Source organism: Humitalea rosea, from assembly GCF_003253705.1.
Classification (GTDB): Bacteria; Pseudomonadota; Alphaproteobacteria; order Acetobacterales; family Acetobacteraceae; genus Humitalea; species Humitalea rosea.
This window is the reverse complement of sequence record NZ_QKYU01000034.1, coordinates 1-25,566: the sequence shown is the minus strand read 5'-3', so window position 1 is coordinate 25,566 and position 25,566 is coordinate 1. Positions and strand designations below refer to the sequence as shown.

Annotated in this window: 28 protein-coding genes; 19 read left to right on the top strand and 9 right to left on the bottom strand. The window is 65.3% G+C overall.

From position 1 onward, the window contains the following. Positions 1 to 2 precede the first annotated feature (2 nt). Both C8P66_RS21200 and C8P66_RS21195 read right to left on the bottom strand, forming a co-directional pair. A complete protein-coding gene (locus C8P66_RS21200) occupies positions 3 to 893 on the bottom strand; it encodes a plasmid partitioning protein RepB C-terminal domain-containing protein (protein ID WP_245903718.1) in 891 nt (296 codons plus the stop codon). Next, the gene (locus C8P66_RS21195; RefSeq protein ID WP_456303653.1) at positions 890 to 2,458 is read right to left on the bottom strand and encodes a recombinase family protein; all 1,569 of its coding nucleotides are present in this window, start codon (positions 2,456 to 2,458) and stop codon (positions 890 to 892) included. Before C8P66_RS21195 ends, C8P66_RS21200 begins: the two co-directional genes overlap by 4 nt. A 116-nt stretch (positions 2,459 to 2,574) precedes the next feature. Here C8P66_RS21195 and C8P66_RS21190 point away from each other — a divergent pair, with 116 nt between their 5' ends. Further along, positions 2,575 to 2,964, top strand: coding sequence for a hypothetical protein (locus C8P66_RS21190; protein WP_146423016.1), 390 nt, complete (start codon positions 2,575 to 2,577; stop codon positions 2,962 to 2,964). A 236-nt stretch (positions 2,965 to 3,200) separates the two neighbouring features. Here the strand turns inward: C8P66_RS21190 and C8P66_RS21185 are convergent, their stop codons facing one another. From C8P66_RS21185 to C8P66_RS21175, 4 genes are all read right to left on the bottom strand, one after another. Beyond that, on the bottom strand, positions 3,201 to 4,535 hold the full coding sequence (locus C8P66_RS21185; RefSeq protein WP_158537342.1) for an ImmA/IrrE family metallo-endopeptidase: 1,335 nt from the start codon (positions 4,533 to 4,535) through the stop codon (positions 3,201 to 3,203). 1,012 nt (positions 4,536 to 5,547) lie between these two features. Next, a complete protein-coding gene (locus C8P66_RS23955) occupies positions 5,548 to 5,850 on the bottom strand; it encodes a hypothetical protein (protein WP_158537341.1) in 303 nt (100 codons plus the stop codon). 65 nt (positions 5,851 to 5,915) lie between these two features. Then, entirely contained in the window at positions 5,916 to 6,977 is a 1,062-nt protein-coding gene (locus C8P66_RS21180; RefSeq protein WP_111400282.1) for a DNA cytosine methyltransferase, read from the bottom strand. 69 nt (positions 6,978 to 7,046) lie between these two features. Beyond that, positions 7,047 to 7,445, bottom strand: coding sequence for a very short patch repair endonuclease (locus C8P66_RS21175; RefSeq protein ID WP_281271368.1), 399 nt, complete (start codon positions 7,443 to 7,445; stop codon positions 7,047 to 7,049). Positions 7,446 to 7,579: 134 nt separating this feature from the next. Here C8P66_RS21175 and C8P66_RS21170 point away from each other — a divergent pair, with 134 nt between their 5' ends. From C8P66_RS21170 to C8P66_RS21160, 3 genes are read left to right on the top strand one after another with little or no spacing between them, the layout of a single operon-like run. Further along, entirely contained in the window at positions 7,580 to 9,103 is a 1,524-nt protein-coding gene (locus tag C8P66_RS21170) for an ATP-binding protein (RefSeq protein ID WP_245903716.1), read from the top strand. After that, positions 9,100 to 9,513, top strand: a complete 414-nt coding sequence (locus tag C8P66_RS21165) for a hypothetical protein (RefSeq protein WP_111400280.1) — start codon at positions 9,100 to 9,102, stop codon at positions 9,511 to 9,513. The genes C8P66_RS21170 and C8P66_RS21165 overlap by 4 nt, the downstream gene beginning before the upstream one ends. Next, the gene (locus C8P66_RS21160) at positions 9,489 to 11,375 is read left to right on the top strand and encodes an AIPR family protein (protein ID WP_408882269.1); all 1,887 of its coding nucleotides are present in this window, start codon (positions 9,489 to 9,491) and stop codon (positions 11,373 to 11,375) included. The genes C8P66_RS21165 and C8P66_RS21160 overlap by 25 nt, the downstream gene beginning before the upstream one ends. Before the next feature lie 16 nt (positions 11,376 to 11,391). On the opposite strand, the gene C8P66_RS24870 is transcribed toward C8P66_RS21160, so the two are convergent. Beyond that, positions 11,392 to 11,976, bottom strand: coding sequence for a recombinase family protein (locus C8P66_RS24870; RefSeq protein ID WP_456303652.1), 585 nt, complete (start codon positions 11,974 to 11,976; stop codon positions 11,392 to 11,394). Here C8P66_RS24870 and C8P66_RS21150 point away from each other — a divergent pair. Beyond that, positions 11,920 to 12,369: a transposase gene (locus C8P66_RS21150; protein WP_342768030.1), complete on the top strand. Its 450-nt coding sequence runs from the start codon at positions 11,920 to 11,922 to the stop codon at positions 12,367 to 12,369. The two genes, C8P66_RS24870 and C8P66_RS21150, sit on opposite strands and share 57 nt — an antisense overlap. 8 nt (positions 12,370 to 12,377) lie before the next feature. On the opposite strand, the gene C8P66_RS21145 is transcribed toward C8P66_RS21150, so the two are convergent. Further along, the gene (locus tag C8P66_RS21145; protein ID WP_111400278.1) at positions 12,378 to 12,884 is read right to left on the bottom strand and encodes a DUF2924 domain-containing protein; all 507 of its coding nucleotides are present in this window, start codon (positions 12,882 to 12,884) and stop codon (positions 12,378 to 12,380) included. Positions 12,885 to 13,247: 363 nt separating this feature from the next. Here C8P66_RS21145 and C8P66_RS21140 point away from each other — a divergent pair, with 363 nt between their 5' ends. The 11 genes from C8P66_RS21140 (at position 13,248) to C8P66_RS21090 (ending at position 22,013) form a co-directional block, all read left to right on the top strand. After that, entirely contained in the window at positions 13,248 to 14,447 is a 1,200-nt protein-coding gene (locus C8P66_RS21140) for a hypothetical protein (RefSeq protein WP_111400277.1), read from the top strand. After that, a complete protein-coding gene (locus tag C8P66_RS21135; RefSeq protein WP_111400276.1) occupies positions 14,407 to 15,501 on the top strand; it encodes a hypothetical protein in 1,095 nt (364 codons plus the stop codon). Before C8P66_RS21140 ends, C8P66_RS21135 begins: the two co-directional genes overlap by 41 nt. Before the next feature lie 180 nt (positions 15,502 to 15,681). Beyond that, positions 15,682 to 16,275, top strand: a complete 594-nt coding sequence (locus tag C8P66_RS21130) for a sigma factor (RefSeq protein ID WP_111400275.1) — start codon at positions 15,682 to 15,684, stop codon at positions 16,273 to 16,275. Then, positions 16,272 to 16,499 (top strand): helix-turn-helix transcriptional regulator, encoded by a 228-nt coding sequence (locus C8P66_RS21125; RefSeq protein WP_111400274.1) that lies wholly within the window; start codon positions 16,272 to 16,274, stop codon positions 16,497 to 16,499. Before C8P66_RS21130 ends, C8P66_RS21125 begins: the two co-directional genes overlap by 4 nt. Positions 16,500 to 16,645: 146 nt before the next feature. Continuing rightward, the gene (locus tag C8P66_RS21120) at positions 16,646 to 17,380 is read left to right on the top strand and encodes an ATP-binding protein (RefSeq protein ID WP_111400273.1); all 735 of its coding nucleotides are present in this window, start codon (positions 16,646 to 16,648) and stop codon (positions 17,378 to 17,380) included. A 125-nt stretch (positions 17,381 to 17,505) separates the two neighbouring features. Then, positions 17,506 to 17,730 carry a DUF6511 domain-containing protein gene (locus C8P66_RS21115; RefSeq protein ID WP_111400272.1) on the top strand — a complete coding sequence of 75 codons (225 nt, stop codon included), beginning with the start codon at positions 17,506 to 17,508 and terminating at the stop codon, positions 17,728 to 17,730. Beyond that, entirely contained in the window at positions 17,727 to 18,200 is a 474-nt protein-coding gene (locus C8P66_RS21110; protein WP_111400271.1) for a hypothetical protein, read from the top strand. Before C8P66_RS21115 ends, C8P66_RS21110 begins: the two co-directional genes overlap by 4 nt. Beyond that, positions 18,197 to 20,596: a DUF3987 domain-containing protein gene (locus C8P66_RS21105; protein WP_111400270.1), complete on the top strand. Its 2,400-nt coding sequence runs from the start codon at positions 18,197 to 18,199 to the stop codon at positions 20,594 to 20,596. Before C8P66_RS21110 ends, C8P66_RS21105 begins: the two co-directional genes overlap by 4 nt. A 205-nt stretch (positions 20,597 to 20,801) precedes the next feature. Continuing rightward, positions 20,802 to 21,248 carry a hypothetical protein gene (locus C8P66_RS21100; RefSeq protein ID WP_111400269.1) on the top strand — a complete coding sequence of 149 codons (447 nt, stop codon included), beginning with the start codon at positions 20,802 to 20,804 and terminating at the stop codon, positions 21,246 to 21,248. Continuing rightward, positions 21,245 to 21,475: a hypothetical protein gene (locus C8P66_RS21095; protein WP_211314232.1), complete on the top strand. Its 231-nt coding sequence runs from the start codon at positions 21,245 to 21,247 to the stop codon at positions 21,473 to 21,475. The genes C8P66_RS21100 and C8P66_RS21095 overlap by 4 nt, the downstream gene beginning before the upstream one ends. Then, complete coding sequence (locus tag C8P66_RS21090) at positions 21,465 to 22,013, top strand: hypothetical protein (RefSeq protein ID WP_111400267.1); 549 nt, start codon at positions 21,465 to 21,467, stop codon at positions 22,011 to 22,013. Before C8P66_RS21095 ends, C8P66_RS21090 begins: the two co-directional genes overlap by 11 nt. A gap of 12 nt (positions 22,014 to 22,025) precedes the next feature. Here the strand turns inward: C8P66_RS21090 and C8P66_RS21085 are convergent, their stop codons facing one another. After that, on the bottom strand, positions 22,026 to 22,238 hold the full coding sequence (locus C8P66_RS21085; protein ID WP_111400266.1) for a hypothetical protein: 213 nt from the start codon (positions 22,236 to 22,238) through the stop codon (positions 22,026 to 22,028). A 132-nt stretch (positions 22,239 to 22,370) separates the two neighbouring features. Between C8P66_RS21085 and C8P66_RS21080 the strand changes: the two genes are divergently transcribed. The 3 genes from C8P66_RS21080 to C8P66_RS21070 form a co-directional block, all read left to right on the top strand. Further along, positions 22,371 to 22,649: a hypothetical protein gene (locus tag C8P66_RS21080; RefSeq protein WP_111400265.1), complete on the top strand. Its 279-nt coding sequence runs from the start codon at positions 22,371 to 22,373 to the stop codon at positions 22,647 to 22,649. A gap of 316 nt (positions 22,650 to 22,965) precedes the next feature. Further along, positions 22,966 to 24,435, top strand: coding sequence for a site-specific DNA-methyltransferase (locus tag C8P66_RS21075; RefSeq protein WP_111400264.1), 1,470 nt, complete (start codon positions 22,966 to 22,968; stop codon positions 24,433 to 24,435). After that, positions 24,425 to 25,566, top strand: a 1,142-nt coding sequence (locus C8P66_RS21070) for a site-specific DNA-methyltransferase (protein ID WP_111400292.1), incomplete at its 3' end; no start/stop codon positions are given. The genes C8P66_RS21075 and C8P66_RS21070, both read left to right, overlap by 11 nt.

Sequence of the window (25,566 nt, the reverse complement as noted above, 5' to 3'; positions counted from 1 at the left end):
GTTCAATCGGCCCCTTTGCTCTGCAGCCGTTCGGCGAGGCCCCGCGGCAGGGTTTCCAGCTGTTCGGCACGGAGCAGATTGACGAAGGCGTCCTCGGAGAATAGTGCGCGGAGTGCCTCCGTCACGAAGACGAGGCGATCCCGCGTCGCCTCCGCCTTCCGGACGATCATGCGCTTCTTATCCGTGTCCTGCTGGTAGGTGCGGACGAGGGCCTCGACCGACAGGGTACGGTGGCGCTTGGGGTCGTTCGGGTTCAATCCTTTGCCGCGGCGCCGGCGCTGCTCCACGAGGCGCTTCGCGGCGATCAGCCTGTGGCCACGAAGCAGGTTCCGCTCATACGCGTCCTGCAGGACGTTCTGCGTCTCCTCGTCCTTGGCCATGGCGATGTCGACGGCGATGCTGACGGGAATCTGGCCGCTCTCCACGGCGCGGATCAGACGTGTTTCGCCTTTGCCGAGTAGCCGAATCACCCCTTTCACATACTCGCCCGTCAGCCCGGTCTTTCGCGCGATATCTGACTCGGAATGCCCACGCTGCCGCATGCCGTCGATGTCATGCAGCAGATCGAGCGCCTGGTGCTGCCGCCGAGCCAAGTTTTCCACGAGGCTCATAACCAGGCAGTCCTCGCTGCCTGCCTCGACCACGATCGCCGGGATTTCGGCTTGGCCGAGGACACGAAACGCCTCCAACCGACCCTGCCCGCAGACCAGATCGTACTTCTCGGTCCCAGCGACCACGCGGCGCGCCACCGTGATCGGCCTCTTGAGGCCAATGGCTGCGATGCTCGCGACGATCTCCTGGAACGTCTTCTGGCTTCTGGCTCGCGGGTTGATGACCTCGATCAGATCGACCGCGACCGACTGAACCATGGGCGGCTTGGCATCGGCCATCATGCGACCTCCAGGATATGAGTTCGGGCTGCCAGGTCGAACAGCGCATCGAGCCTGTCGAAGCGGTAGGCATCGAGCGATATGCCGTTGCTCTCGCGCAGCCGAAGCCGAGGCAAATTCATGTCGAGGCGCGGCAGCAGGTAGTAGTCGAGCGCCTCACGATTACCTGGCGCCATCCGAACCGCGACGGTGATATCGGGGGCGATGCCCGTATCCATCCGGACATGCCACCGACGCCCGCCGGCCGCGGTTTCCTGGCAGCGAGCGAGAACAATGGATGTGGTGAACTCGCTGTTGACAGTCAGGAGCTCCGTCGCCGGATCTTGCTCCACCGAGCCGCCGGCAGCCCGAATACCTTCCAGGGTGGCCTCGACCACTTTCGGATGCATCGCCCGCAGAAGGCGGTTGACCTCGAGGTAGCGATAGTCCCGGTCTGGCGTGAAGCCGACCAGCTGGTAGGCCCGGATCAGGCTCCCGAAGCGGGCCTGGTAGGCGCTGCTGGAGGGCGCATCATCGGTCTCGTCGATGACGAGGCCAGACAGATGCCCGTGATGCGCGAGGGCGCGACGCAGGACCTCCAGCATCTCGTCATCCGAGAGCCGGCGCGAACGCTCCTGGATGATGACTTGGACCGCATCGAACAGCAGGCGATCGACCACAGCCTCGAAAGCGGCGTCGCGACGCACCCACATATCGCGCCCATTGCGAACCCGCTTGCCGTGCAGCTTGCAGGAGATGCGGTTCCAGACGTTGTCGCCGACATACTTCTCGTTGATGAGAACCTGGTGGACCGTGCCACGCGTCCAGGGGCGGTCGAGGTCCGTGCGCAGATTGCGGTCGTTCAGGATGGCCGCGATTTCTCGCTCCGGCCGGCCATCCTCGACAAAGGTGCGATAGATCCAGCGCACCGTCTCCACCTCCTCCGATGGCCCTGGCACCAGCACCACACGATCGGTGTGAATGCTTTTCTGCTGGCCCCGCGTCAGCACGCCCTTCGACGTGCCAGCCTCGTCGAGCAGCTTTCGCCGAAGTCCGAACCCGGGTGGCCCCCCTTGTCGAAAGCCCAGCTCGATCAGCCGGCACTGACCGATGAAGGTCTTGTTACCGAGGTCCCGGCTGTATTCCCGCGCCATGACCCGCTTGACGCTCTTGAGGATGTCGGAGCCGACGCTACCGTCATTCTCGAACTGCTCGGCGCAGTATTCCACGGTGACGCCGGCGCGCTTGCAGACGTATTCGTGATAGGCACTCTCATCCGCATCCTGAAAGCGACCCCAGCGGCTGATGTCGTAGACGAGGATAGTGGTGAAGTCGGCACGCCCCGACCGCACGTCATCCAGCAGCCGCTTCAGCGCATCTCGGCCTGCGATGCTCAGGCCGCTCTTGCCGTGATCCGCGTAGGTCCGGACGATCTCGATGCCGCGCCGCTTCGCGTATTCCCGGATAGCGTCGGATTGGTTCTCCGTGGAGTAGCGCTGATGGTCGGTTGACATCCGCACGTATTCCGCGGCGCGGATGCCGGCGGCCATCGCTGGTTTGTCGTCGTCCACGCCGGGTTGCTGCACCACGCTGCGTCCCTCTCATTGTGAGCCGCTCCGCGTAGGGACCCTGCTGCTCCTGCTGAGTTGCAGAAGCTGCGCGACAGTTCGGACCGCGTTGCAATTTCGTCCGCAGAATAGCGAGGGTGAATCGTGTTGTGCGGACAAAGAAGGGCAATCAGTTGCACTCGAAGGGCAACAAGTTGCCCTTTTTCGAGAATGCAAAGGAGGCGCGCGAGTGCTATGCGCGCGAGATCGGGACGGCGCTGCGAAGCGAGATCGCGGCCACCGGCCGGTCCGCGAAAGATATCATGCGCTGGACGCGGGCGAGCGAGCGCGCGGTGAAGGGATGGATCAGTGGAAAGCGGGGGCCGAGTGGCGAACATCTCATCCCGCTGATGGCATGTTCCGACGCCGTCTTTGCCGCGGTCCTCAAGGTCACGGGACGGGAGCGGTCGTCCCGGGGTAGGCAGGTCGCCGAGGTCAGGCGCCTCCTTGGCGAAGTCGTGCGTGCGCTTGACGAAATCGACCGGTGAGATGAGCCGGTAGGGGGGAGAGCGGAATGCCTGGCCGCCCGGACCGGAGGTGCCTATTCCGGATCGCTTGGCCGGTTGGGTACGCAGCAGGCAACAACCGGGCTGGATGGACGCTACGACTGAGCGCCTGACATTCTTGTCCGTCGCTGGGGCGAGAGCCTATCGACACTGGGTCTGCAGGGCATCGGACTGATGTTCTGACGTTAGGCGTTTGTGGTCGCCCGTCCCACCCAGCATCAGCGCCAGGGTGCTACGGCGTCCAACGTGGCAGAGATGTCGATATCGAGGTGCTCTAAGCCATGCTCAAGCTTCCAGGCAGCAACGCTGCGCGTGACCTGAAAACGCTCAGCGAGATCAGATACTAACTGCCCAACCTCACCATGCCTTCGGGGCTTGCCTGCTTCGTACCAAGCATCTGCCGCTGCCTTGCTGGGCAATAGAATTTCACCTGCAAATGACTTGGCCCGCTGCTCGATGCGGAGTGGCATTCTACTCTTTAGAACCTCAACAGCGCTCAGCGCGTTCTGGCCGTCGAGCAGCAGATGGCAGATCTCGTGCGCGAGTGTAACTCGAGCGCCAGCGCTATCGCGGACATCTCTCGTTCCGTTTGGCAGAACGCGTCGGCTGCCAGTATTCAGCAAGGCGCCGGGTCCATGACGACTTCCCCACACCGCCAGCCCGTCAAGCGTAGGCGGCTCCGCAGCCAGAGTCCTGAGCTCGATCCCGAGATTTTCCGCAAACGCAAAAATGTCGAGTGGGTGATGATCGGCGATTCCGAACCACTCACGCACGAAGCGGGCTGTTGCTTCGCCCTCTGCAAATGGTCGCCTGTCCGAGAGGCTAGTCAAATGGCTGATGCACGCGGAGGCCACTTGTCGCAGGCTGCCTGCCTCATGCTTCTGAAAGGACCGAGCTAAGCTGATGATCTCACGGATCTGGTCGGGCGGGAGCGCGCCGGCCATACGCGCCGCAATCCGCAGTTCATCGTTGTCGTTCGCAACATCCTCAAAATCGAGCGGCGCGGCGAGCGTACCATCAGCAATAAGCGATCCGGCAAGATCGCGATTGAGACCAATCGACCAGGCGAGCAGACCTGTCGCATCCCCGCGATCTCGCTCCCGCCATGCGCCCACGGCGGCGGCCCAGCGGGCGCCATCCGCGGCTTCCAGTCTATCGCAGATTTGGTCGCCGATCGCGCTCAGGGCGCTGCGGACATCGTCGAACGGCAGTCGCCAGAGCTGACGGCCGGTCTCACAGATCATTTCTAGTCCGGAGCGGAACAGCCAGAAGGGTGGTACCTCGAACAGGCCGGCGAACGCGCGAGCTAGGTCGTGAGCTTCTTCAAATGCTGAGACCGATTCTTCCTCTCGCTCTGCAATCTCCGGCTGTCGTTCAGACCATCGCTTCATGGCCTCACGTCGGAGATCTGAAGGCTTCAAGGGGTTCACATCAATTGGGTAAACCTGCCGCAACATCAGCGGCTTCCAGAACTCAGTCAGGTGCGCCAGAAAATCGTCGACCTGGATCTCGAGCTCGGCGTCGGGTTCGCCGGGGACTGGCCAAACTGGCATGCTTCCAACGCATATGGACAGCGCGCAGGTCGTCATCCGCTCCTCTGAGGGGACCGGTCTCAACTTGAAGACGAGTGAGGGTGGTATCAGGGCCATGTTCCGTGGGGCTCTATATGCTCTTTTGTCCACCGATCGAAGGCATCTTGACACCCCTTCCGTGCGGCCACAGCCCGGAGCGCTTCAATCAGACTTCGGGGAAGTCTACCGCGGTAAGGGTAACCGTGATACGAAAAACCTCTGTCCGTTGTTTGCGCCTCATAGATGGCGCCCTCATGAACCGCATAAATCTTTTTTGGGAAGGAGATCTCGCGATCTCCGTTACTTCCCGAGATGGCTTCATTTACCAGGCGAAGATGGTCTTTCGCTTGTAACGTAGCGGGGCACTTGCCAATCCACATTCGTGGATTGTCTGAAGAAAACTCTATTATTGGTTCACTTCCACTGCCGACATGCTTGAAGCGTCGCTCGCCTTTGTCATAGCGGCGCGACGACGAGGCGGTTGTCGGTGGTGAAGCGGTGTTTTCGTTTGTCATCGATGGCGGGGGCAGCTCGATCATATTTCATGCAGTGCCTTATGCTAGCATGCCATCGTGGCTGGTGAACCGCCCCCTCCCTTGCTCTCCAAGGCTCCGGCCTAGAGACCGCTTGTATCGAGTCGCACCTCCTCCGCCAGTTCCCATACGAGCCGTGCTCTACGCCATACCGAGCGCCGCGCTGAGTGGCAGGCTTCCTGGGGTTTTCAGAGCGGACCTGTTGACTGGCACGGCGCGAAGACGGCGGAAAATCGCTCTCCGGAGGCCAATTCTCTCCAGACCTCCTGACTTGGGCGTTTTAGTACGGAACCCAAAAACCCAGGTAAAAGGCCGGTTTCAGCGCGGTCGACTCTTGCCGTGGTTCGAACCCCACTTGCCCAAAATCCGTACTTCGAGAGCGAACACTTTGGTACGCTTTGTTCAACGCAGAGACCCTGCGGCAGGAAGCCTTCACAATCTGGCTGCGGCATGACGCCGGCCTAAGACCCGGCGTCTGCTCGTTTGGCCAGAATTGCTGCGAGGCAGGCCGTGGCCGCATCGGAGAAGTTCGAGGTTGGGCCGCCAAGCGGCCTGACTTCCAATAGTTCAGGAACCTTGCCGACCCATGGGTTGCCCTCCATGACGGCGAGCCAACCGCTCAGATCTTGGGAGAGCAACGCCTTTTCGGCAGCCAGGATTTCTTCCTCGCTCGGGTCACTATGCCGCCCAAGGGTAACGTATCGGCCATCGGGTGCGACAACCACCCATCGGCGCTCGCGAGATCGTTCGGTTTCTGACGCCATGGGCGGACTATGGCTCGGAAAGAGTGAACCAGGAAGCGCCAGCCTGTCGCCATCCAACAATAGCGCTAGCCAGAAATTTGAGGCCCCACAAGAAATGGTATTGCTGATGAAGCTCGAAGCTGAACTGCCGGTATTCTTTGTTCAACTACCTGGGGAATACGCGGGCGGTGATCGTGGGGCGCCTGACTGGTCAATGCACTCACAACGCTCTGCATTACCGGCGGGCAAACCCCATTTCCTAACATCTTGATTTTGTCTCGTCTGGAACCTTGATCAAGTATGTAGTCCTCACCAAAACCCATTGCGCGCCGCAACTCGTCAACCTGCAGCATTCGCATGCGCGGCTCGCCATCAATCCACTCGACAAGCCCAAATCGATCCAGCGTCGTAAGCGTGCGGATTGGTCGATCGAGCGGCTGCCATCCGCCGGCGCCATCACTGCTGTAGTAGACAATCAGGAACGGAACATCGCGCCCAAGTGCATCGATAGCTCGCTTGGCGCGCGCGACAGTCGGTTCCGCCAAGCCGCTGCCAAACACCGAACGGGTCTTATAGGTGCCGGTGGGCGCCAGGATATCCATTACAGTCAGTCGACGCTCGGTGAGCGGAGTTGGAGGCTCAGGCGGCCCATCTTTGCTGCACATCAGAAAAAGCCGACGGCGGGTCTGGGGTGCGCCGAAGTCCTGGGCGTCGAGCACGTGCTCCGTGACGTGCATGTGCTCCTTGAGCGCCGCCAGAAAGTTCGGATAACGCTCCCACGTCCGCATTTGGATTACGTTTTCAATGACCGCCCATCGCGGATTCAGCTTCCTGATGAACTTGAGTACGTGGAAGGCTGTGGCCCGGCTCCCCTCATCCTTCACCCTCGCTCCGCGAGCCGGTGTGTGGCTCGTGCACTCGGGCGAAGCCAGGACGAGATCGATATGCCCGACGTCGCCAAGGAGAGCCTTGTCGGATCGGCGGTTCAGACGCGTCTCGACGACCCGCGCGCCGGGAAAGTTCCGACGGTAGGTCGAAGCCGCCATGCTCCAGGCGTCGACAGCTCCCACCATCTCGACACCCGCGGCGCGGGCACCCCAGGAGCTCCCACCACCGCCACAGAAAAGATCTATGCCACGAATCGCCATCAAGGACGATTCGTAACAGGCTGAGCGTAGGAGCGCGAGCCTGGGCGAAGGCTTGCGAAAGGCAGAGTATCAGGGCGTAGAGGCCAAGGCCTTTTTCACCCGGGCCACGCTACCCTCGGGATCGCGAGCAAGCTGATGCTCCCAGACACGGACCACTCGCCAGCCCGAACGCCTCAGACGCCGGAAATTCCTGGAATCTCTGAGTCTTGTTGCCTCGATCTTTGCCTCCCAGGCTTCGGACAGCTTGTCGCGCCAAACCGGGAAGCGCCAGCCGTGCCAGAAGTCACCGTCGACAAATACGGCAACGCGGCGATCCCGAAACACGAAGTCAGGACGTCCAGGGAGATCACGGGCGTGGGATTCCCAGGCGAGGCCGACCTCGGAAAGCAGGGCGGCGAGCCGAAGCTCCGGGCCTGTGCCCTTCCCCTTGATGCGGGCCATAACCCGACTGCGCGTCTCCACCGACATGATATCCCCGCGGTGCCTGCGTTGGCCGGCTGGACGCTCCGCTTCAGCCTCACCGGCTTCTAGAATGATCCCTTTCTTTCTTTTTCGTATTATTGTCGGTCTTCTGATCATGCGCCCCGAATCGAGCCCCCTGCATGCCGTTTGAAATGGCCCCGCCGTCAGCGCATGCGCTGGTCGAAGCCATGCGTGGGCTTGGATACACACTATGGACGGCCGTCGCCGACATCCTCGACAACAGCATAGCCGCCGGTGCGCGCACTGTCCGAATCGACTTCCAGTGGGACGGTCCCCAGACCTGGATCCGAGTCGCCGATGACGGCCACGGCATGGCTGAGGCAGAGCTGACCCAGGCAATGCGGGCCGGAGCGCGGAACCCGCTCTCGCTTCGGAATGCGACCGACCTTGGCCGTTTCGGCCTTGGCTTGAAGACCGCCTCGTTCTCGCAGTGCCGCCGGCTGAGCGTAAGCTCGCGACGCGCAGGCTTGGCCCCGGCCTGCCGCGTCTGGGATCTGGACGAGATCGCGAAGCACGACGAATGGCGCCTCGCAACCGAGCCGATGCCATCCTCAGTTCCACTCCTGGCGCCCATCCAGGACATGCCGCAGGGCACAGTTGTACTTTGGGAGAAGCTCGATCGCGTCGTTGCGGCCGACGCTGTTGCCGACGATGCGCGTGCTGAAGACGCATTTCTCAGTCAGCTCGGTCGGACCGAGCGTCACCTTGCGATGATCTTCCATCGCTACCTCGATGCCCCCGGTACTCCGCTGCATATCCTTTTCAACGGGGCAGGACCGCAAAGCAGACTTCGCGGCTGGGATCCCTTCATGGATGCTCATCCCGCGACATCACGAACGCCAGATGAGCGCCTGCGCCATGGCGATGTCGAGGTTCGGGTGCAGGGTTTCATCCTGCCCCATCGTGACCGGCTGGACGAACGCGCTGCTGAGCTCGGGGGGGGACCCGAAGGGTGGGTCTCCCAGCAGGGTTTCTACGTCTACCGTAACCGCCGGCTTCTCGTGCCTGGTGACTGGCTCGGGCTCGGTCATCCCCGACGATGGGCCAAGGAGGACGCCTATCGCCTCGCAAGGCTTCGGTTGGACATTCCCAATTCTGCCGACGCCGCCTGGTCGATCGACGTGCGCAAATCGACCGCCGCCCCGCCCCGGTCACTACGCGGTCGCCTGACCGATCTTGCCGAACGCGTCCGGGCAGACGCGAGGCGGGTCTTCCTGCATCGCGGGAGTTACGGCCCGCGCGCGCCAGCCCCGAACCTCCAGAGGGCATGGACCGCTGTCGAACGCCGTGACGGCATGGCGTACAGAATCGATCGCGCGCATCCCGCGGTCGCTCGCGTACTTGCTGGATCATGCGGGTCGACCGAGGCCGTCGAAGCGATGCTTCGGGTCATCGAGGAGACCGTTCCTGTTCATCGCATCTGGATCGAGACGGCTGAACGCGAAGGGCTGGCACCTACCGGCTTCAGCGCAACACCGCCGGCCGAAGTGAGATCGGTTGCGGAGGCATTGTTCAGCGACTTCACAACACGCATGGGATTGAGCGACGACAGCGCGCGAACCCTCCTGATGCGAACAGAACCGTTCAACAGCTTTCCCGACCTCGTTGCTTCGCTCGGGGTGCGCACCGTGGAGAAACCATGAGCGACACAATAGCCGCCGCCAGGGCCATGGCGCAGACGTTGATCAATGTCAGGCGCGCGACAGCACCAATCACGAGAGAAGTCATCGCTTCGGTGGTCGATGATGTCCTGAGATTGCCGGGCCTGGGAGCGAGCGCCCTTGAGCGCAGCACGCTGATCGCGGACCTCGAGAGTGCCTACACGGTCTGGATCGGGCGCGCGACGCAGTTGACGGACAACGACGACCATGTCGCTTGGCTCAATGCCGAGCGGAAGCGCGACTGGCGATACTGGGCGCGGTATGAGCTTTTTCTGCGCTCGCGCCTGCCTGACGCAGCCCTTCGCGGCCTCGATCAGGAGACCGACAGAATCCTGGGCCTGATCGAGGATCCACTGCGGGCGGGCGCGTGGGCCGGAGCGTTGGCAAGGTAAATGGCTACGCCATAGGCGATGATGAGGACACGCTCTCACTCGTGGTTGCGATCCACAACGACACCGAGGAAGCAGTCACCGTCGCTCCGACCGACATCAGCAGGGCAGCAGGCCAGGCAGCGCGCTTTCTCGAAGGTGCTCTCGGAAACCTCAAGGATGCCGTCGAAGCATCTGCGACCCATGCGGAGATGGTGCGCCGAATTGCGGCCCTGACTGGCCGGCTTCGCTCTGCCACGGTTCACGTGGTGACGGACGGGGTTTCCTCGGCAAAGGAGGTACGGCCACTCGATGTGAAGGGCGTGCCGGTTCGCTTTGAGGTGTGGGATGCCGAGCGCCTGTTCCGCGTGATGCAGGCAGGGCGGCCTCGCGACGAGATTGAAATCGACTTCAGCGAGCTCTGTGGTGCATCTATCCCCTGCCTCCCGGCTGCCCGTCACGAAGGCAACTACGAAGCGTATGTCGCCATCATCCCGGGCGACGCGCTGGCCAAGCTCTACGACGAGTACGGCGCACAACTTCTCGAACTCAATGTCCGCTCCTTTCTTTCGGCACGCGGCCGCATCAACGCCGGCATCAGGAAGACGCTACGCGAGCAGCCTCTTCGCTTCCTGGCCTACAACAACGGCATCGTGGCCACGGCAGATAGCATCGTCCTGGAAAAGCTGTCCGACGGCCGACCAGCCATTCGCTCAGTTCGGGGGCTGCAGATCGTGAACGGCGGCCAGACAACAGCTTCGATCCATCGAGCCTGGAAGACGGATCGCGCCGACGTGTCGCGGGTCATGGTGCAGGCGAAGCTCGCAGTCATCGATTCTGGCCACGAGGAGGAGGTTGTTCGAGAAATCTCCCGCTGCGCCAATACGCAGAACGTCGTGCAGATGGCAGATTTCTCGGCGAACGACCCCTTTCACGTGACGCTTGAAGGGTTGTCCCGAAGGGTTTGGTGCCCCGGAGAACAGGGGCGCTGGTTCTATGAACGCGCCAGAGGGCAGTATCAGGAGGAGAAAGCGAAGGCCTCGACACCAGCGAGGCAGCGTCGATTCACTGAACAGACGCCGCCGTCGCGGCGTTTCGTGAAGACCGACGTCGCCCGATATCAGAACACCTGGGAATTGAAGCCCCAAACAGTCTGCTTCGGGTCCCAGAAGAACTTCGACTCATTCGCCCAGGATCTGCGGGTTCGAAAGGGAGAATTCCTGCCTGATGAGGCCTGGTATCGAGAGTTGATCGCGAAGGCCATTCTCTACCGTGCCGCCGAGAAGATCGTGCGCGACGCCAGGCTTCCGGCCTATCGCACGCAGGTGGCGACGTATCTCATGGCGTTGCTCGTAGACCGGTCCGGCAGCAGGCTTGATCTCGACGGGATATGGAAGCGGCAGGGACTGACGAAGGAGCTTTTGTCGCTGCTCGGATCCTGGGTCCAGCCTGTTCTGGCAGCGGTGACCGAGTCAGCCGCAGGCCGTAACGTCACCGAATGGTGCAAGAAGCGCGAGTGCTGGGATGCCGTCAGGCAGGTGGCGGTCCCGATGCCACCTGCGCTGCCGGCGGAATTGTCGACGGGCCTGGCAACAGCCACTGGCAGCACGACGACGGCAGACGGCTCCGTGACATCGGCTGACCTTGAAAACATCGCAGCATGCAAGCGGCTCGATGGTCCCACGTGGCTGCGCATCTCGGGCGAAGGTCGCCGTCTTGGCCTTTTGAAGGAGTGGGAGGCCGGAATCGCCCACACTCTCAGTGGTTACGCGGCGAGCGGCTGGGACCGGAATCCTTCACCGAAGCAGGCAGGGCACGCCGTCAGGATCATGCTGCTTCCAGAGATCCAAGCCTTGATTGCCGACGATCGCGAGGCTGGACCGTGACTCTGGTCTCGATCCGCTACTGACCTGCAGATCGGCCAGATCTCCAACGCTGAACTTCCCATGTTGTCGGCACGCCCTTCATCAGTTCAGGCAGCATCATCTCGCTGGGCTGTTGCCCATCGAGGATCGCCTCGACGATATCCGGCGCCAGCAGCGTGAGGCGCAGCAACCGAGACACGTAGGATGAGTTGATCTTTTCCCCAGCCGCCAAGTCATCAATCGTGCTGTAGCGGCCGGTCTCGATCAATCGGCGCCACCGGAACGCCCGGGCTACGGCTTTCACCAACGTGGTGTCGGCCCGCGATGCCGCCACCTTGTCGCGGATGCGCTCGCCGATGACCTCGCGTTCGAACTGGGCGAAGCTGAGCAGGATGTTCAGCGTGAGCCGGCCCATGCTGGTGGTCGTGTTGAAGGACTGCGTCACGCTGACGAAGGTCACGCTGTTCGCGTCAAACACCTCCACCAGCTTGGCGAAGTCCATCAGGGCCCGGGACAGCCGGTCGATCTTGTAGACGACCACGACGTCGATCAGCCCGCGCTCAATATCCGCGAGCGCATCACTCGCATCGACCGTGACCTCGATGAGCTGCTCACGAGCCACCCTGACGGCGCCCTCATCCGTTCGCTGCCGGGGATGGGGGCGGTGCTCGCGGCAGGGTTCATCGCCTGCGTGGGCAACATCGGCCGCTTCCCCTCCGCCGACGCGCTCGCCTCGGCAGCAGGTCTCGCCCCGGTGCTGCGCCAGTCCGGCCGCAGCGCCGCCCACCGCCGCGCCTTCGGCGGCGATAAGGCCCTCAAGCGCGTCTTCTTCCAGAGCGCCTTCTGCGCCGTCATGACCGGCGACCCGCTGTCCCGCGCCTTCTACGACCGCAAGCGGCGCGAGGGGAAACACCGCACCCAGGCCCTCATTGCCCTCGCCAGACGACGCGTCAACGTCCTGTGGACCATGCTCCAGTCCCGGCAGAATTTCGATCCAACCCGAAAAGCCGCTTGACTGGCGCATTACGCAGCGGCCCTCCGGTTCTTCAAGCCGAAGAACAGCCAGCCATTCCAGCGCGTGCCGGTGATGGCGCGCGCGATGGAGGAGAGCGACTGGTAGGGGCGGCCCTGATACTCGTAGCCGTCGTGCAGCACGGTGACGCTATGCTCGACCCCCTGGTACTCGCGGATCAGCCGCGTGCCGGCGATCGGCTTGTCGTCACCGCGGATGCGCCGAAGGACGGGGTTCCCACCGTCCAGCTGCTCGCCCAGCGCCTCGAGGCGCTGGATGGTCTCGGGCTTCAGGCCTCCATAGGCCAGCTCCTGGATCCGGTAGGCCAAGCGGCTTTCCAGGAAGCGCCGGTTGTAGGGCGGCGGCTCGGCCGCGAAGAGCTCTCGCCACTGCTGCTTCAGGTCAGGCGTAGGGGTGGTCTTCAGCGCGGCGAGCCGGCCCAGCACGTCGGCCGGCGGGATGGCGGGGGTGGTCGGCGCCGGCGGGGGGCCGGCTTTCGACTTGGTGGCGCGTTTCATGCGGGTCTCCGGTTGGTCCGGTTCGCATCCAGGCGCTGGGTGGCCGGGAAGTGTAGGGCACGGTCTCCACAGTCAGCAGCGTCGCGCGCATGATCCTCGGCAGCGCGGCTGCGCAGCCGCAGCAGGCCCGCGGCCAGGATGCTACACACCTCGCGGAGGTGCGGCGGGAGGTGCTGATTGATGGGCGTTCTTTCCGCCCTCGGCGTTTGCATGTCGGTCGCGGCCCAATTTCCTCCCCCCACCTACCGAGCGCGGCCATTAGGTGTCGGGGTCGACCAAACCGAACGCTTGAACAAAGAGCGAACATTCGCTATCTCAGATGTCCCGCCTGTAATATTCAATCCCTGATTGTCCCGGAGGCCCATGGCATCCTTTAATCCACGGAAGTTCTCCGACCCTGACCGCCTGCGCGCCATCTCGCCGGACCGCCTCATCGCCTTTCTAGCGCCGTGGAGGGCCTTTCTGGAGACGCGTGGCCTGCGCTTCCCAGACCCGCCAGATACCGAGATCGACTACGCCGAGCTGGCGCACGTCCTCATGACGCCAGACCGCACCACGCCAAGCGACATGGTCGACGCGCTCTACTATGTCCATGAGACCGCCAGCGCACAGGACATGGACGAATTGCTCGCCGCGGCGCGCAGTCAGAGTCTGCCCATCGTTGATGACCCGATGGCGACGCCGGTCGACCTCGCGATCGATATCTGGCTCGCAGCGCCCGAACTGGTGCGCTCGCGCCACGCCGAGGCCATCGCCATGCGGCAGCAGAATTTCGAGTATTTCGGACCGCAGCATCCGGTTCGCGGCGCCTTTCCTGACGTTGACGCCGTGCTTCGTGCGCAGATCGAGGCTGAGCTGGACGATTGGTTCGAATCCCACAAGCGCGGTCGCGGCTGCCGCGTGTTCATCATCGGCCATGCGCCGATGACCTGGATTCTCATCAGGCATGGCCAAACGATGCGACGAGAGGCGAGCCAGCGTGACGATGGCGAGGCGGGCACCGAGTTTTTCCGGCCGCAGCGCCACGACGTGCTGATCTATGATGAGCGCAGTGGCGAGATCGGCGTCCACGCGACGACCAAGGGCGAACGCAATCTCTATCTCCGGACCCTGGGCAAGTTCCTCTTCACGGGCGAGGAGCACTTCCCGCCAGCCGGCAAGTTCACGCTGGACCCGCTTGTGGCGCACGGCAGCGCCGCCCTTAACGTGCAGGATATCGAGGGAATCAGCCGGGTGCGCCTGATTGAGTATCGGCGCTATTGGGGCGGGCCGTATTCCGAGACTGAGATCAGGAAGGCCGAGGACGTGTTCGCCGCCTTGGCCCAGCGCAGCCCTGCAACGCTGGGCGGTGGTCGCCTGGTCAGCGCCACCTTCAAGGTCACCTTCGACAGCCAGGAGAAGGACCGCTCCGTGACAATCCGGCCGCCCGGTATTGCGCGCTTTGAGCGAAATGATGACAGCGAACTCATCGAGCACTGGCTTCGGGAGCGGGACTTCATTTTGACGGGTCAGGACACGGACGATGACGAAGCCGCTACGGCAGTTCTGGAAGTCGCTGGATGAACTGCCCGGCGTGGCCACCGACCGCCGCGCCTGGACCGCACGCTTGGGCACCGAGTTCGCCCTCGCGGCGCGGTACCTGCGCAAGACCGGCGATCTTGCCACCGCCATCGAGTGTCCGTCCCCTGGCGGCGATGGCTGCCCGCGAAACGTCATCAGACTGCCTGCGGGCGGATACCGCGCCGTCTGCCGATCATCCACGGGGCGCTGCGACCCGGTTGATGTGACAGCCAGCGATCTCGGCATCCTGAGCCTCGATGACCAGAGGCTTCACACCGAACTCGCGGCCGCCTTCTTGATTCCACCGTCATCCCGCCCGCCCGATCGCGGGCGCGTTGTCCATCTGGGCGAACATGGCGTCGCTGCCGGCCTCGGTGCGCCCGTCCTGTTCGCCAGGCCCGGCCCCGAACTTCCGCTGCATGACGATGATTTCCGACAGGGCGGCCTTGGCAGCGAGCGCGGTGTGGTGCTCGTTCCGACGAATTCGTCATTGCCGCCCTCGGTCAGCGCGCGCCTGTCTGGCCAGGGTCACCTCGTGCTGAGTTTGGCCGACATTACCCATGTGCACCTGAAAGACGGGCTGGGGCTGGTTCAGCCGGTTGAGATCCTTCTGCATGATCTGCGCACCGCGCTGCTGGCGCGCATCGGCGCAGTATCCCCCGGGCCGCGTATCGCGCTGCCTCCCAACACCACCTGGGCGCAGATCACGCTGCGGCTAACCGCCAGCGAGACGGTGGTCTGCAACGGACCGAACATTGGGCTGCAGATGGACCCCGCCGATTTCGGCATGAGGAGCAGGAAGAACGCCAAGCCGACCGCGGCTTGGACGCTGTTCATCGCCATTGCCGCAGGCGGTGGGGTGCTGGAGGTGCATGGCGGGGCGCCTGCCGAGCGTGTCAAGAAGCAGAAGCAGATCCTGACCGAACACCTCCAGGCCACCTTCGGCATCCAGGGCGACCCGATTCTGTGGGACGAACGGCAGCGGGCCTACATCGCCTGCTTCGTCGTCCGCGACGAGAGGCCGCTGGCCGAACGGGCTGCACCACGTCGTCGGTGAATATTCACCGGCACCCCGCCCGCCATCGCTACTTTTTTCTTCTCGAGTAACGCCATGATTCCGCCGGCTTTCGCCAGCGGCGGCGCCGTCCCGCGCGCGTAACAGCACCCTCTTCAGCGAAGTTTCGCCGGTCGCCATCGATCGGGCCGCGCGCCCGTCCTCGATCGACGGCGAAACCTCATGGACCAATTCACCCGCGACACGGCACGCGATGCCCGAACGCGCAAGCATATCCGCAACACGGCCCGGCGCCTGGCGCGGCGCGGCGGCGTTCCCGGCATGGATGCCGAGGACATCGAGCAGGACCTCTTCCTCGATCTTTGGCGGCGCCGCGAGGGTTTCGACCCGGAGAGGGCAAGCTTCGCGACCTTCGCGGACCGCATCATCGCCCATCGCGTGGCGACGCTGACCAGCCCTACAGCGCGACTGAGGGCGGAGCGACGGCAGGTATGCATCGACGAGCCGCTGGAGAGCGGTGCAGGGCAAACCCTGGCGGATGTGCTGGCCGATCCAATGGCTCCTGGCGAATTGGACCATGGCCTCGCGCTGGATCTGCGGCGCTTTGTGGCGGGCCTGACGCCGGCACTCCAGCGGTGCTGCGAGATCCTGCTGGCACCGAACCTCCGCGCGGCCACGGTGCAGGCCGGCGTGCATCACTCCTCCATCTATGAAAACGCCCGTCGGCTTCGCCGGCAGGCTGAGGCCGCTGGCCTGAGGGAATATGTCGGACCACCCCGACACCTTCCGCGTCACGCCGGTAGGTGCCTGGCATGAGCACGCACCACCGCCAGCATGGCGACGCCCACAGCGTCCACCTCCGTCATTTGAGCCAGCAGGACCTCGCGGCGCGCTGGCGCATGTCAGTTCGCACGCTGGAGCGTTGGCGCTCGCAGCATCACGGTCCGGCGTTCCTGAAGCTCGGTGGACGTGTCGCATACCGAATCGAGGACGTGGAGGCATTCGAGGCAGCCCAGCTGCGCGAGAGTACCGCCGCCTGACCATCCCCGGCTTTCCTGCCGGGTCTTTCAGGGAATGCAACACCGCTGCAAGGCGGAAATACCTGGACGGTCTGCTCCACCGCGTCGGAGCCCGGCAGCACTTTCACCGACGAACGACGAGCGCGACGAGAGGAGTTGCGCTTTCCATGTCCACAACCAAACCGCGGCTAGAACAACTGCGCCAGTCCTCCGGGTTGGCCGCCCTGCCGGACAGCATTACGACCGGGAAGCCGGGCGAATTCGGCCACACGATCACCAAGCCGATCGGGCAGGCTACCGTCGACGATATCGCCTTCGCGATCCAGGCGCTGAACAGCGAGAGCAGCGAGGTCTTCCGGCGTCTCGACGCGCGCCCGCCGCGGCTGCTCACCTATGGCGTGGCCGGCGTCGGCAAGACGCTGTTCGCGACCTCCGCGCCGCGGCCGGTGGTGGTGCAGACCGAGGACGGGCTGGGCACGATCAGCGCCTCCACCTTCGGCGTGCTGCGCAGCTTCGACGCGGTGATGGAGGCGCTCGGCAGTCTCTACACCGAGGCGCACGACTTCGAGACGCTGGTGGTGGACAGCCTCGACTGGCTGGAGCCGCTGGTCTGGCAGCACACGGCGCAGACGCACAACCAGCCGGACATCGAGTCCTTCGGCTACGGCAAGGGGTATCTCGCCGCGCTGGATACCTGGCGCAGCTTCCTCGACGGCGTGAATGCGCTGCGCGACGAGCGCGGCATGGGCGTGATCCTGATCGCGCATGCCGAGATCAAGCGTTTCGACAGCCCCGAGACCGAACCCTACGACCGCTACCAGCCGAAGCTGCATCGCAGCGCATCGGCGCTGGTGCGGCCCGCGGGCCAGTACACCGAGATCGCCGCCGCGAGGTTCGTGTGAGATGCGCCGCATGTCGCCTCCGCACCGCCCGCGGCTTCGGTTGGTTCGATCCGCGCGTGCGGACCTCCGAGCCCCTGCCGGCCTGTTCCATGCGCTGCATGAGCGCGCTCTGCCGGAGGTGGGGCGTGGTTGATCCCGACGAGCACGAGATCGCCGCGATCGCGGCGGCCAGCCCCATGGCGGGTGAGTACCTCGAGAGCATCGGCAAGACCGACCTCGCGGTGCTGACCGAGGCGGAATGGCTGACGCTGCTGGAGGTGATCATCACCGCCTACCAGGACGAGCTCGCGCGTCGGCTCGACTCAGGACGGCATCCAGCACCGCCGCTCGTGGCGGGTGCCGCGCGATGAACACCATCGACATGTTGGCCGAGGCGGCGCGGATCTATGCGGTGTGGTGGCAGGCGCATGGGAGCCGCCCTGTCACCGCCACGGAACTAGCAGAGCCGGTGCGGGCTGCCGCGGATCCGGATGGGCGCGGGCGACAGTACCTCGCAGCCAAGCTCCGCATGCTCGATGGCGTGCGCGCCGCCGGCTTCGTGCTGACGCGGCGACCGAGCGTGGGGCGGTGGAGCCCGGGGCACTACCTGCTCCAGCGCGCCGACGCAGGTGATGAACCTGATCGTAGCGGCGTTTCGCCGCCGCGGGTTCTCGTTCTGGCCGCGACGGACCCAGCGCGAAGGATCCATGCAGAACTCGAGACGGCTCGCCGTGCGCTGGAGCGCGCCGCCCGCCAGATGGCGGCTCTCTATCCCGAGATCCTGCGCATCGACGCAGCCCGCGATGCATCCATTGCCGCGCAGGAAGGAGGCAGGGAATGACGGATGCTCCCTCCTTCATGGCCGATTACGGCGAGCGCCTGGTCGACAATGGCTATTCGGCCATCCCCATCATGCCGGGCACGAAGGTGCCGGGGCGCTTCACCAGCGGGGAGTGGTCGCCCTATCCGGACTGGGCGCGTCACTGCGACCGGCCAACGAAATCCTTCGAGGTGGACATCTGGCGCCGCTGGCCGGGCTGCGGCGTGGGCATCGCCACTGGCGCCGTGGTGGGCATCGACATCGACATCCTGGATGGCGCGCTGGCGATCCAGATCGCCGAGCTCGCCACCTCCATGCTGGGCGACACGCCTTGCCTGCGCATTGGCCGCGCCCCGAAGCGGCTGCTGGTGTATCGGGCCGCCACGCCCTTCGCCGGCCGGAAGCGCTTGCCGCTCGAGGTCCTGGCACGCGGCCAGCAATTCGTAGCGCATGCCGTGCACCCTTATACCGGGCAGCCTTATGTCTGGCCCGAGGACACCCTGCTCGACACGCCACTCGCGCAATTGCCGGTGGTAGACGAGGCCGCGGCCATGGCCTGGCTCGATCGCGCCCATGCGCTGATTCCGCCCGAACTGCGTCCGCGCTCTCTGCACCTTCCGTCTGATGCCGCCGCCTGGCGCGGCCCGTCCGATCCGCGCGGCACCCTCGAGGCGGTAAAGGCAGCGCTCGCCTATCTGCCGAACGAGGATCTCGACGGCGCATCGTGGATCACCATGGGCAACGCCATCAAGGCGGCCCTGGGTGAGGAAGGGCGTGAGGTCTGGCTCGGCTGGTCGAAGTCGAGCGGAAAGTCGGGCACATCGGGCAAAGCGGACACTGCGGAGCGGCGCTGGGCCAAGCTCAGGCCGCACAGCATCGGCGCAGGCAGCATCTATGGGTGGGCCATCGATCGCGGCTGGGTGCCGCCACCAGAGATCACGCTGAACGCCGCGGCTGCGGAGCGTGCTGCGCAGCCGCATCCTGCAGCGGCGATGCTCGCCAGGGTCGATGCGACGCCGGCCGCGGACGTCCATCCTGCCGCGGCGCTGCTGGCGAAGCTCGACGCCGGCCGGGCGAAACAGCAGGCGGCGCCGCTCCCCGTGCCGGACGCCATACTGCAGCCCGGCGGCGTGTTGCAGATGCTGGTCGACGAATGCGTCGGATCCGCGCTGCGGCCTCAGCCCTTTCTCGCCCTCGGCGCCGCCATCTGCGCGGTGGGCGCGCTGGCCGGGCGCCAGTACCGCACCCGCACCGACCTCCGGACCAACATCTACATCGCCGCCGTGGCCGAAAGTGGCGGCGGCAAGGATCATGCGCCAGAGGTAATCCGGCGCTGCTTCGACCTGGCGAGGCTGGACCGCTATCTCGGCGGCGAGAACCTGGCCTCTGGCCGCGGCATGCTGTCCGCTTTGGAGCAGCATCCCGCCCGGCTGTTTCAGATCGACGAATTCGGCCTGTTCCTCAACACCGTCACGGGCAGCAGGGCGCCGGCGCACAAGGCCGAAATCTGGTCCGAGCTGATGAAGCTCTACAGCCGGGCCAAGGGCATCTATCGCGGCACCGAATACGCCAACAAGAAAGACGCGCCGCGCGTCGATATCCACCAGCCCTGCGTCTGCTTCTTCGGCACCACCACGCCCTCGACGTTCTGGAAGGCGCTGGAAGGCGGCGCGATGATGGACGGCTCGCTCGCACGCTTCCTGGTCTTCGTCACCGACACCGATCGGCCGGAGCGGAACCCGAACGCGGGCATCATCGCCCCGCCGTCCGCCTTGCTCGAAGCCCTGAAGGCAATCACCCGCGGCGCAGGCGACCCGCCGCCACCAGGAAACCTGCCGGATGTGCATGTCGTGCCGATGCCGGCGACCGAGGAGGCGACGCCCCACACCGTCCCCATGACGGCAGCGGCAGAGGCGATGCACGATCGCAAGCTGGCCGAGGAGGACGTCTGGGCGAAGAAGGTGGCCGGCACGCCCCAGGCCGCCATCGTCAACCGCCTGGGCGAGAACGCCAGCAAGCTGGCGCTGATCTGCGCCATCAGCCGCGATCCGGCACATCCTCAGGTCGCCGAGGCGGACGTGGCCTGGGGCTGGGCGCTGGCCGAGCATTGCACGAGGACCGTGCTCCGAGACGCGCAGCGCTTCCTGGCGGACAGCGAGTTCGAGAAGCGCCTGAACAGGGCCATCAACATCATCGGCAAACACGGCCCGTGCAGCCGGCGCGACATGTTCCACAAGGGGCTGAAGCTGACCGCACGGGAATTCGGCGAGGTGATCGAAGCGCTGGTGACAAACGGCGCGGTCATCGAAACCGCTGCGCCCGCGTCCGGCGGTCCCGGCCGCCCGGCCGGCTCCCGCTACGTCCTGGTGCCGCCGCCAGGCGACACGCCAGCGGAGGAGGCCGCGGGCGATGAATAACAAAACCCAGACCGTCCCCGCTAAGCCACTGAAATCAGGCTTTTGTGGATTTTGTTATTTCGTGCGCGGGCACGAAGGTGACACCTCGCCCCACACGCGTGTGGGAGCAGGCCAACACCTCGCAGTACATAATAACAAAAATAACAATAATATATATATCAATATGATAGCGGGGAGTTCTGTGACCTCCGGGGAGATTGTGTAGATGGCACTCCCCCTTCCGCGCCGTCGTGCCCTAACGATCACCGAGAGCGCGGAGCATACTCGCGCCAAACACCGCCTGGCGAAGTGGCTGACCGCCTTCGCGGCCGAGGCAGGCGCGGCGGCGCCCTTCCGCGTGGTGGTGGAGTATCCGTTCACCGAGCGCGGCGGCGGCGTGATGGCCTGGGACCAGTGTGGGTTCAGCCAGAAGCCGACCATCGCCACGCTGCGCAAGCGGTGGGGCGCGCTGATCTGCATCTGCGACATGGTGCTGATCGAGCGCGGCACCGTGACTACCGCGGTCGAGGTGGTGAAGACCAACCCGACGCCGCACTGGAAGATTGCCTGGCTGCGTTCGCACGGCGTGGTGGTCTACGAGGCTGCCGCCGAAGCCATCCTGGATTGCAAGGGCAGGCCAGCGTCGCTCGACGCGCTGATGGTGCTGGCATGACGATGCCTGGCGCGCCCATCCCGCCCCGATCGTGCCTCGACCGCGGCACCTGCAGCGCCACCACCACGCCCGAGATGGAAATGCTGCGCCGCCGTGTCTGGCAGCAGCAGGGCGTCGTCTCGCTGCACCTCGAGGACATCACCGACCCCTGGCTGCGCCAGGCAATCCAGAACGAAGCCGTGCGCCGCTGGGGCCCGCGGCAGCAGGAGAATAACCATGGCCGGTAAGCGGAAGGCAAAGACCTCCAAACGGGACGAGGCGCTCGGCCCGTCGAAGTGGCGGCTCCAGCATGGCGGGTTCTCGGAGCCGGTTCGTGAGGCTGATCCGGAGACCGGCGTCCCGGTCCAGCATCGCCGCGCCGTGGACACGCTCGGCATGATGCTGGCCAACGGCAACATCACGCCGCAGATGCACGAGGCGGGCTGCATCTTCCGGACGCTGTTCCGCAGCGCCGCGATCGACAGCATGTCCACCTCGCAGTTGATCTACCTGCCCGGATCGACCGCAGGCACGATGTCGAACCGCCAGGTCGATGCGCGCCGCCGTGTGCTCGCGGCGATGGATGCGCTTGGCGGGCACGATAGTCCGGCTGGTTCCTGCGCATGGTTCGTCGTCGGCCTCGAGATTTCGGTCCGCGAATGGGCGGCCCGTCGAGGCTGGAGCGGCAGGCCAGTGCCGCAGCCAATCGCGGGTGGCATGCTGGTGGCGGCACTCGGAATCCTGGCAATGCACTTCGGCCTCGTGCCGCGGTCACGGGCGGCGTGACGCGGAGCATCGTCACTCGGAACCCAGGACGTAGGCGACGGCCTCGGCGATCATCGTGAGCGGCAAGGCAGGGTGGTGTGCCAGGATGACGTCGCGCACCGCCTTGCTGTCGCTTTCACCCGTCCAGGCAAGCGCGCCAGGCGGGCAGCGTGCTGCCCGCGCAGCCGCCAGCGTAGCCCGACTGAGCCACGGCAGCGCAGAGCGGGGCTGGTCGCCATCGGGCATGCCCGACCATAGCTCCCCCTATGAGAACAAGAAAAGAACATGCTATGCAGCCCGTGAACCGAAAGGAGATGATCCATGGCCGCTCGGAGGCAGGCACGGGTGCGTCCCGTTGACGCCGCGATTGTCCGACTGATGGCGCTCGCCGCGAAGGGCGTGCCGCCGCACCGCATCGCACGCGAAGTCGAGATGATCGTCGCCGAATGGCTGCGCGAGCCCGACGCCGATCCATCCGATGCAAAGACGTGGCTGGACGAGCTGCGCGAGCAGATCGTCGTGGGCGTGGCCGACGCTGAAGAGCAGGTGTCCTACGTCGATCCTGGCGAAGCCGCCGCCGTGAAGCAGGCTGGCCTCACCCTCGCTGCGCTGCAGGCGTCGCGTGACGCGGTCGAGCGAGCGTCGGAATCGCTCTGAACATCTCGGCTGCGCTGTTACAATAGACCCCATGGCGGCGCGCAAATCGAGTTGGCTATGATGGTGACACGTCGAGAAGGTGCGTCGAGCACCGCGGCTCCCGAGCCACTCGCCAGCTGATCAGCCACTGTGGCTCTCGAGCCGCAGGGTCCTTCCTGGCCCCGCTGTATGCGGGGGGCGGAAGCGCGCAACATCGCTAGCGCCAGGCCGAAAACATGGGTTGCGGTTTGCAGCCTTCGCCCGCGGCTTCAATTCGTTAGCTGCAAACCGATGCCGCGCCGCGGCCCTGCAAACCACCTGCAAACCGGATGGCATCATGACGCTCCCCTGGATGGCGGCGAAGATCCTGCTGCGTCCGGTGGCGGAGCTGCGCCCGCATGCCGGCAACGCGCGCGTCCACAGCGCCGAGCAGCTCGAGCAGATCAAGGCCAGCATGCTCGCCTTCGGCTTCACCAATCCGCTGCTGGTGGACGAGGACGGCGTGCTGATCGCCGGCCATGGCCGGCTCGAGGCCGCGACGGCGCTTGGCATGGCGAAGGTGCCGGTGATCGTGCTGCGGCACCTGTCCGCGGCGCAGAAGGAGGCGCTGCGGCTCGCCGACAACCGCATCGCGGAGAACGCGACCTGGGACCAGGCGCTGCTGCGTGACGCGCTGGCCGCGGTGCAGGCAGCGCAGGACATCGACCTCGGCGTGCTCGGCTTCTCGGCGGATGAGCTCGCGGACATCCTCGCGGCGGCTGGAGATGCCGTGTCCGACGGCGACGCGCCCGAGGCTCTGTCTGCGGATCCCGCCGAGGGGGGCGGTGCGGCGGGCGCGGCAGGCACCGAGGATGCGCCGGCGGAGGATCCTGCCGATGCTGATCCGGAGCCGCCGCGCCAAGCCGTCACCCGCCCCGGCGATCTCTGGCTGCTGGGCGAGCATCGCCTGCTATGTGGCGACAGCACCGACGCCGCCAGCGTGGCGCGCGTGATGGGCGAGGACCGGGCCACGCTGCTGTTCACCTCGCCGCCGTACGGCAACCAGCGCGACTACACCACCGGCGGCGGTACGGATTGGGATGCGCTGATGCAGGGCGTGTTTCAGCATCTCGACGCGGCCATGCGGCCGGACGGCCAGATCTTGGTGAACCTTGGCCTGATCCACCGCGATAACGAATGGCAGCCGTACTGGTCTGGCTGGCTCGACTGGATGCGCGCCCGCGGTTGGCGCCGCTTCGGCCTCTACACCTGGGACCAGGGGCCCGGTCTGCCCGGCGACTGGAACGGGCGCCTCGCACCGGCCTTCGAGCTGGTCTTCCACTTCAACCGCCAGGCCCGGCAGGCGAACAAGATCGTGCCCTGCAAATGGGCCGGCACGCCGAACAAGGGGAGCGGGCTGCGCGCCGCCGACGGCACCATCTCGGAATACCAGCATGCCGGCCTGCCGGTGCAGGATTTCCGGATCCCCGACAACGTGCTGCGCCTGACCCGCCACAAGGGCCGCGGCATCGAGACCGAGCACCCCGCGGTGTTTCCGGTGGTGCTGCCTGAGTTCCTCATGCGCACCTACACCGATGAGGGCGAGATGGTGTTCGAACCCTTCGCTGGCTCCGGCACCACGATCCTGGCGGGCCAGCGCACCGGCCGCCGCGTGCGCGCGATCGAGTTGGCGCCGGCCTATGTCGACCTGGCCGTGGCGCGGTGGCGCATGCTGCATCCCGACCTGCCGGTGACGCTGGCCGATGACGGGCGCGATTACAACGCGGTCGCTGCGGCGCGACAGGAGGTCATCGCCGATGCAGCCTGACCTTCAGATGGAAATGATGCCGGTGGCATCGCTCGCAGCCTATGCCGCCAATGCGCGGATGCACCCCAGCGAGCAGGTGGCGCAGCTGGCGGCGTCCATCGCCGAGTTCGGCTTCAACGTGCCGGTGCTGGTGGATGATGGTGGCGTGTTGATCGCGGGCCATGGTCGCGTCCTGGCGGCGAAAGCCCTCGGGCTCGACGCGATTCCCGCCATCCGGCTCGGCCATCTGACCGAGGCGCAGGCGCGGGCCTTTCGGCTGGCGGACAACCAACTGGCACTAAACTCAACCTGGGACGAGAGCCTGCTCGCCGCGGAACTGCGGGAACTGCGTGCCGACGAATTCGACCTCGGCCTGATCGGCTTCGACCAGGCCGCGCTGGATCGCCTGCTGGCGGATGCCGCGGGCGACGTCCCGGCTGCCGCCGGCGATCTCGATGCGCCGGCGCCCGAGCCACCGGTAGTGCCGGTCACGCGGGCCGGCGACCTCTGGCAGCTTGGGCCCCACCGGCTGCTCTGCGGCGATGCCACCTCCACCGCCGATGTTGCACGGCTGCTGGATGGCGCGACGCCGCATCTGATGATCACCGACCCACCCTACGGCGTGAACTACGATCCGGAATGGCGGAACGAGGCCGGCGTCTCGGCGACGATGCGCACCGGGAAGGTGGCAAACGATGATCGCTCCGACTGGCGCCAGGCCTGGGCGCTGTTCCCCGGCAACGTGGCCTATGTCTGGCACGCCGGCGTGCACAGCCGCACGGTGATCGATAGCCTCGAGGCGACGGGCTTCGTGATCCGCAGCCAGATCGTCTGGGCGAAGTCGCGCTTCGTGCTGGGGCGTGGGGACTACCACTGGCAGCACGAGCCCTGCCTCTACGCCGTCCGCAAGGGCGCGACCGGCCACTGGCAGGGCGCACGGGACCAGGCGACGCTCTGGGCCATCTCGAACGGCGGCGACGAGGATGCCGCCACGGTGCACAGCACGCAGAAGCCGGTGGAGTGCATGCGCCGTCCGATCCTCAACAACAGCGCGGCCGGCGAGGCGATCTACGATCCGTTTCTCGGCAGCGGCACCACGCTGATTGCCGCGGAGACGACGGGGCGGGTGTGCCATGCGGTGGATATCGATCC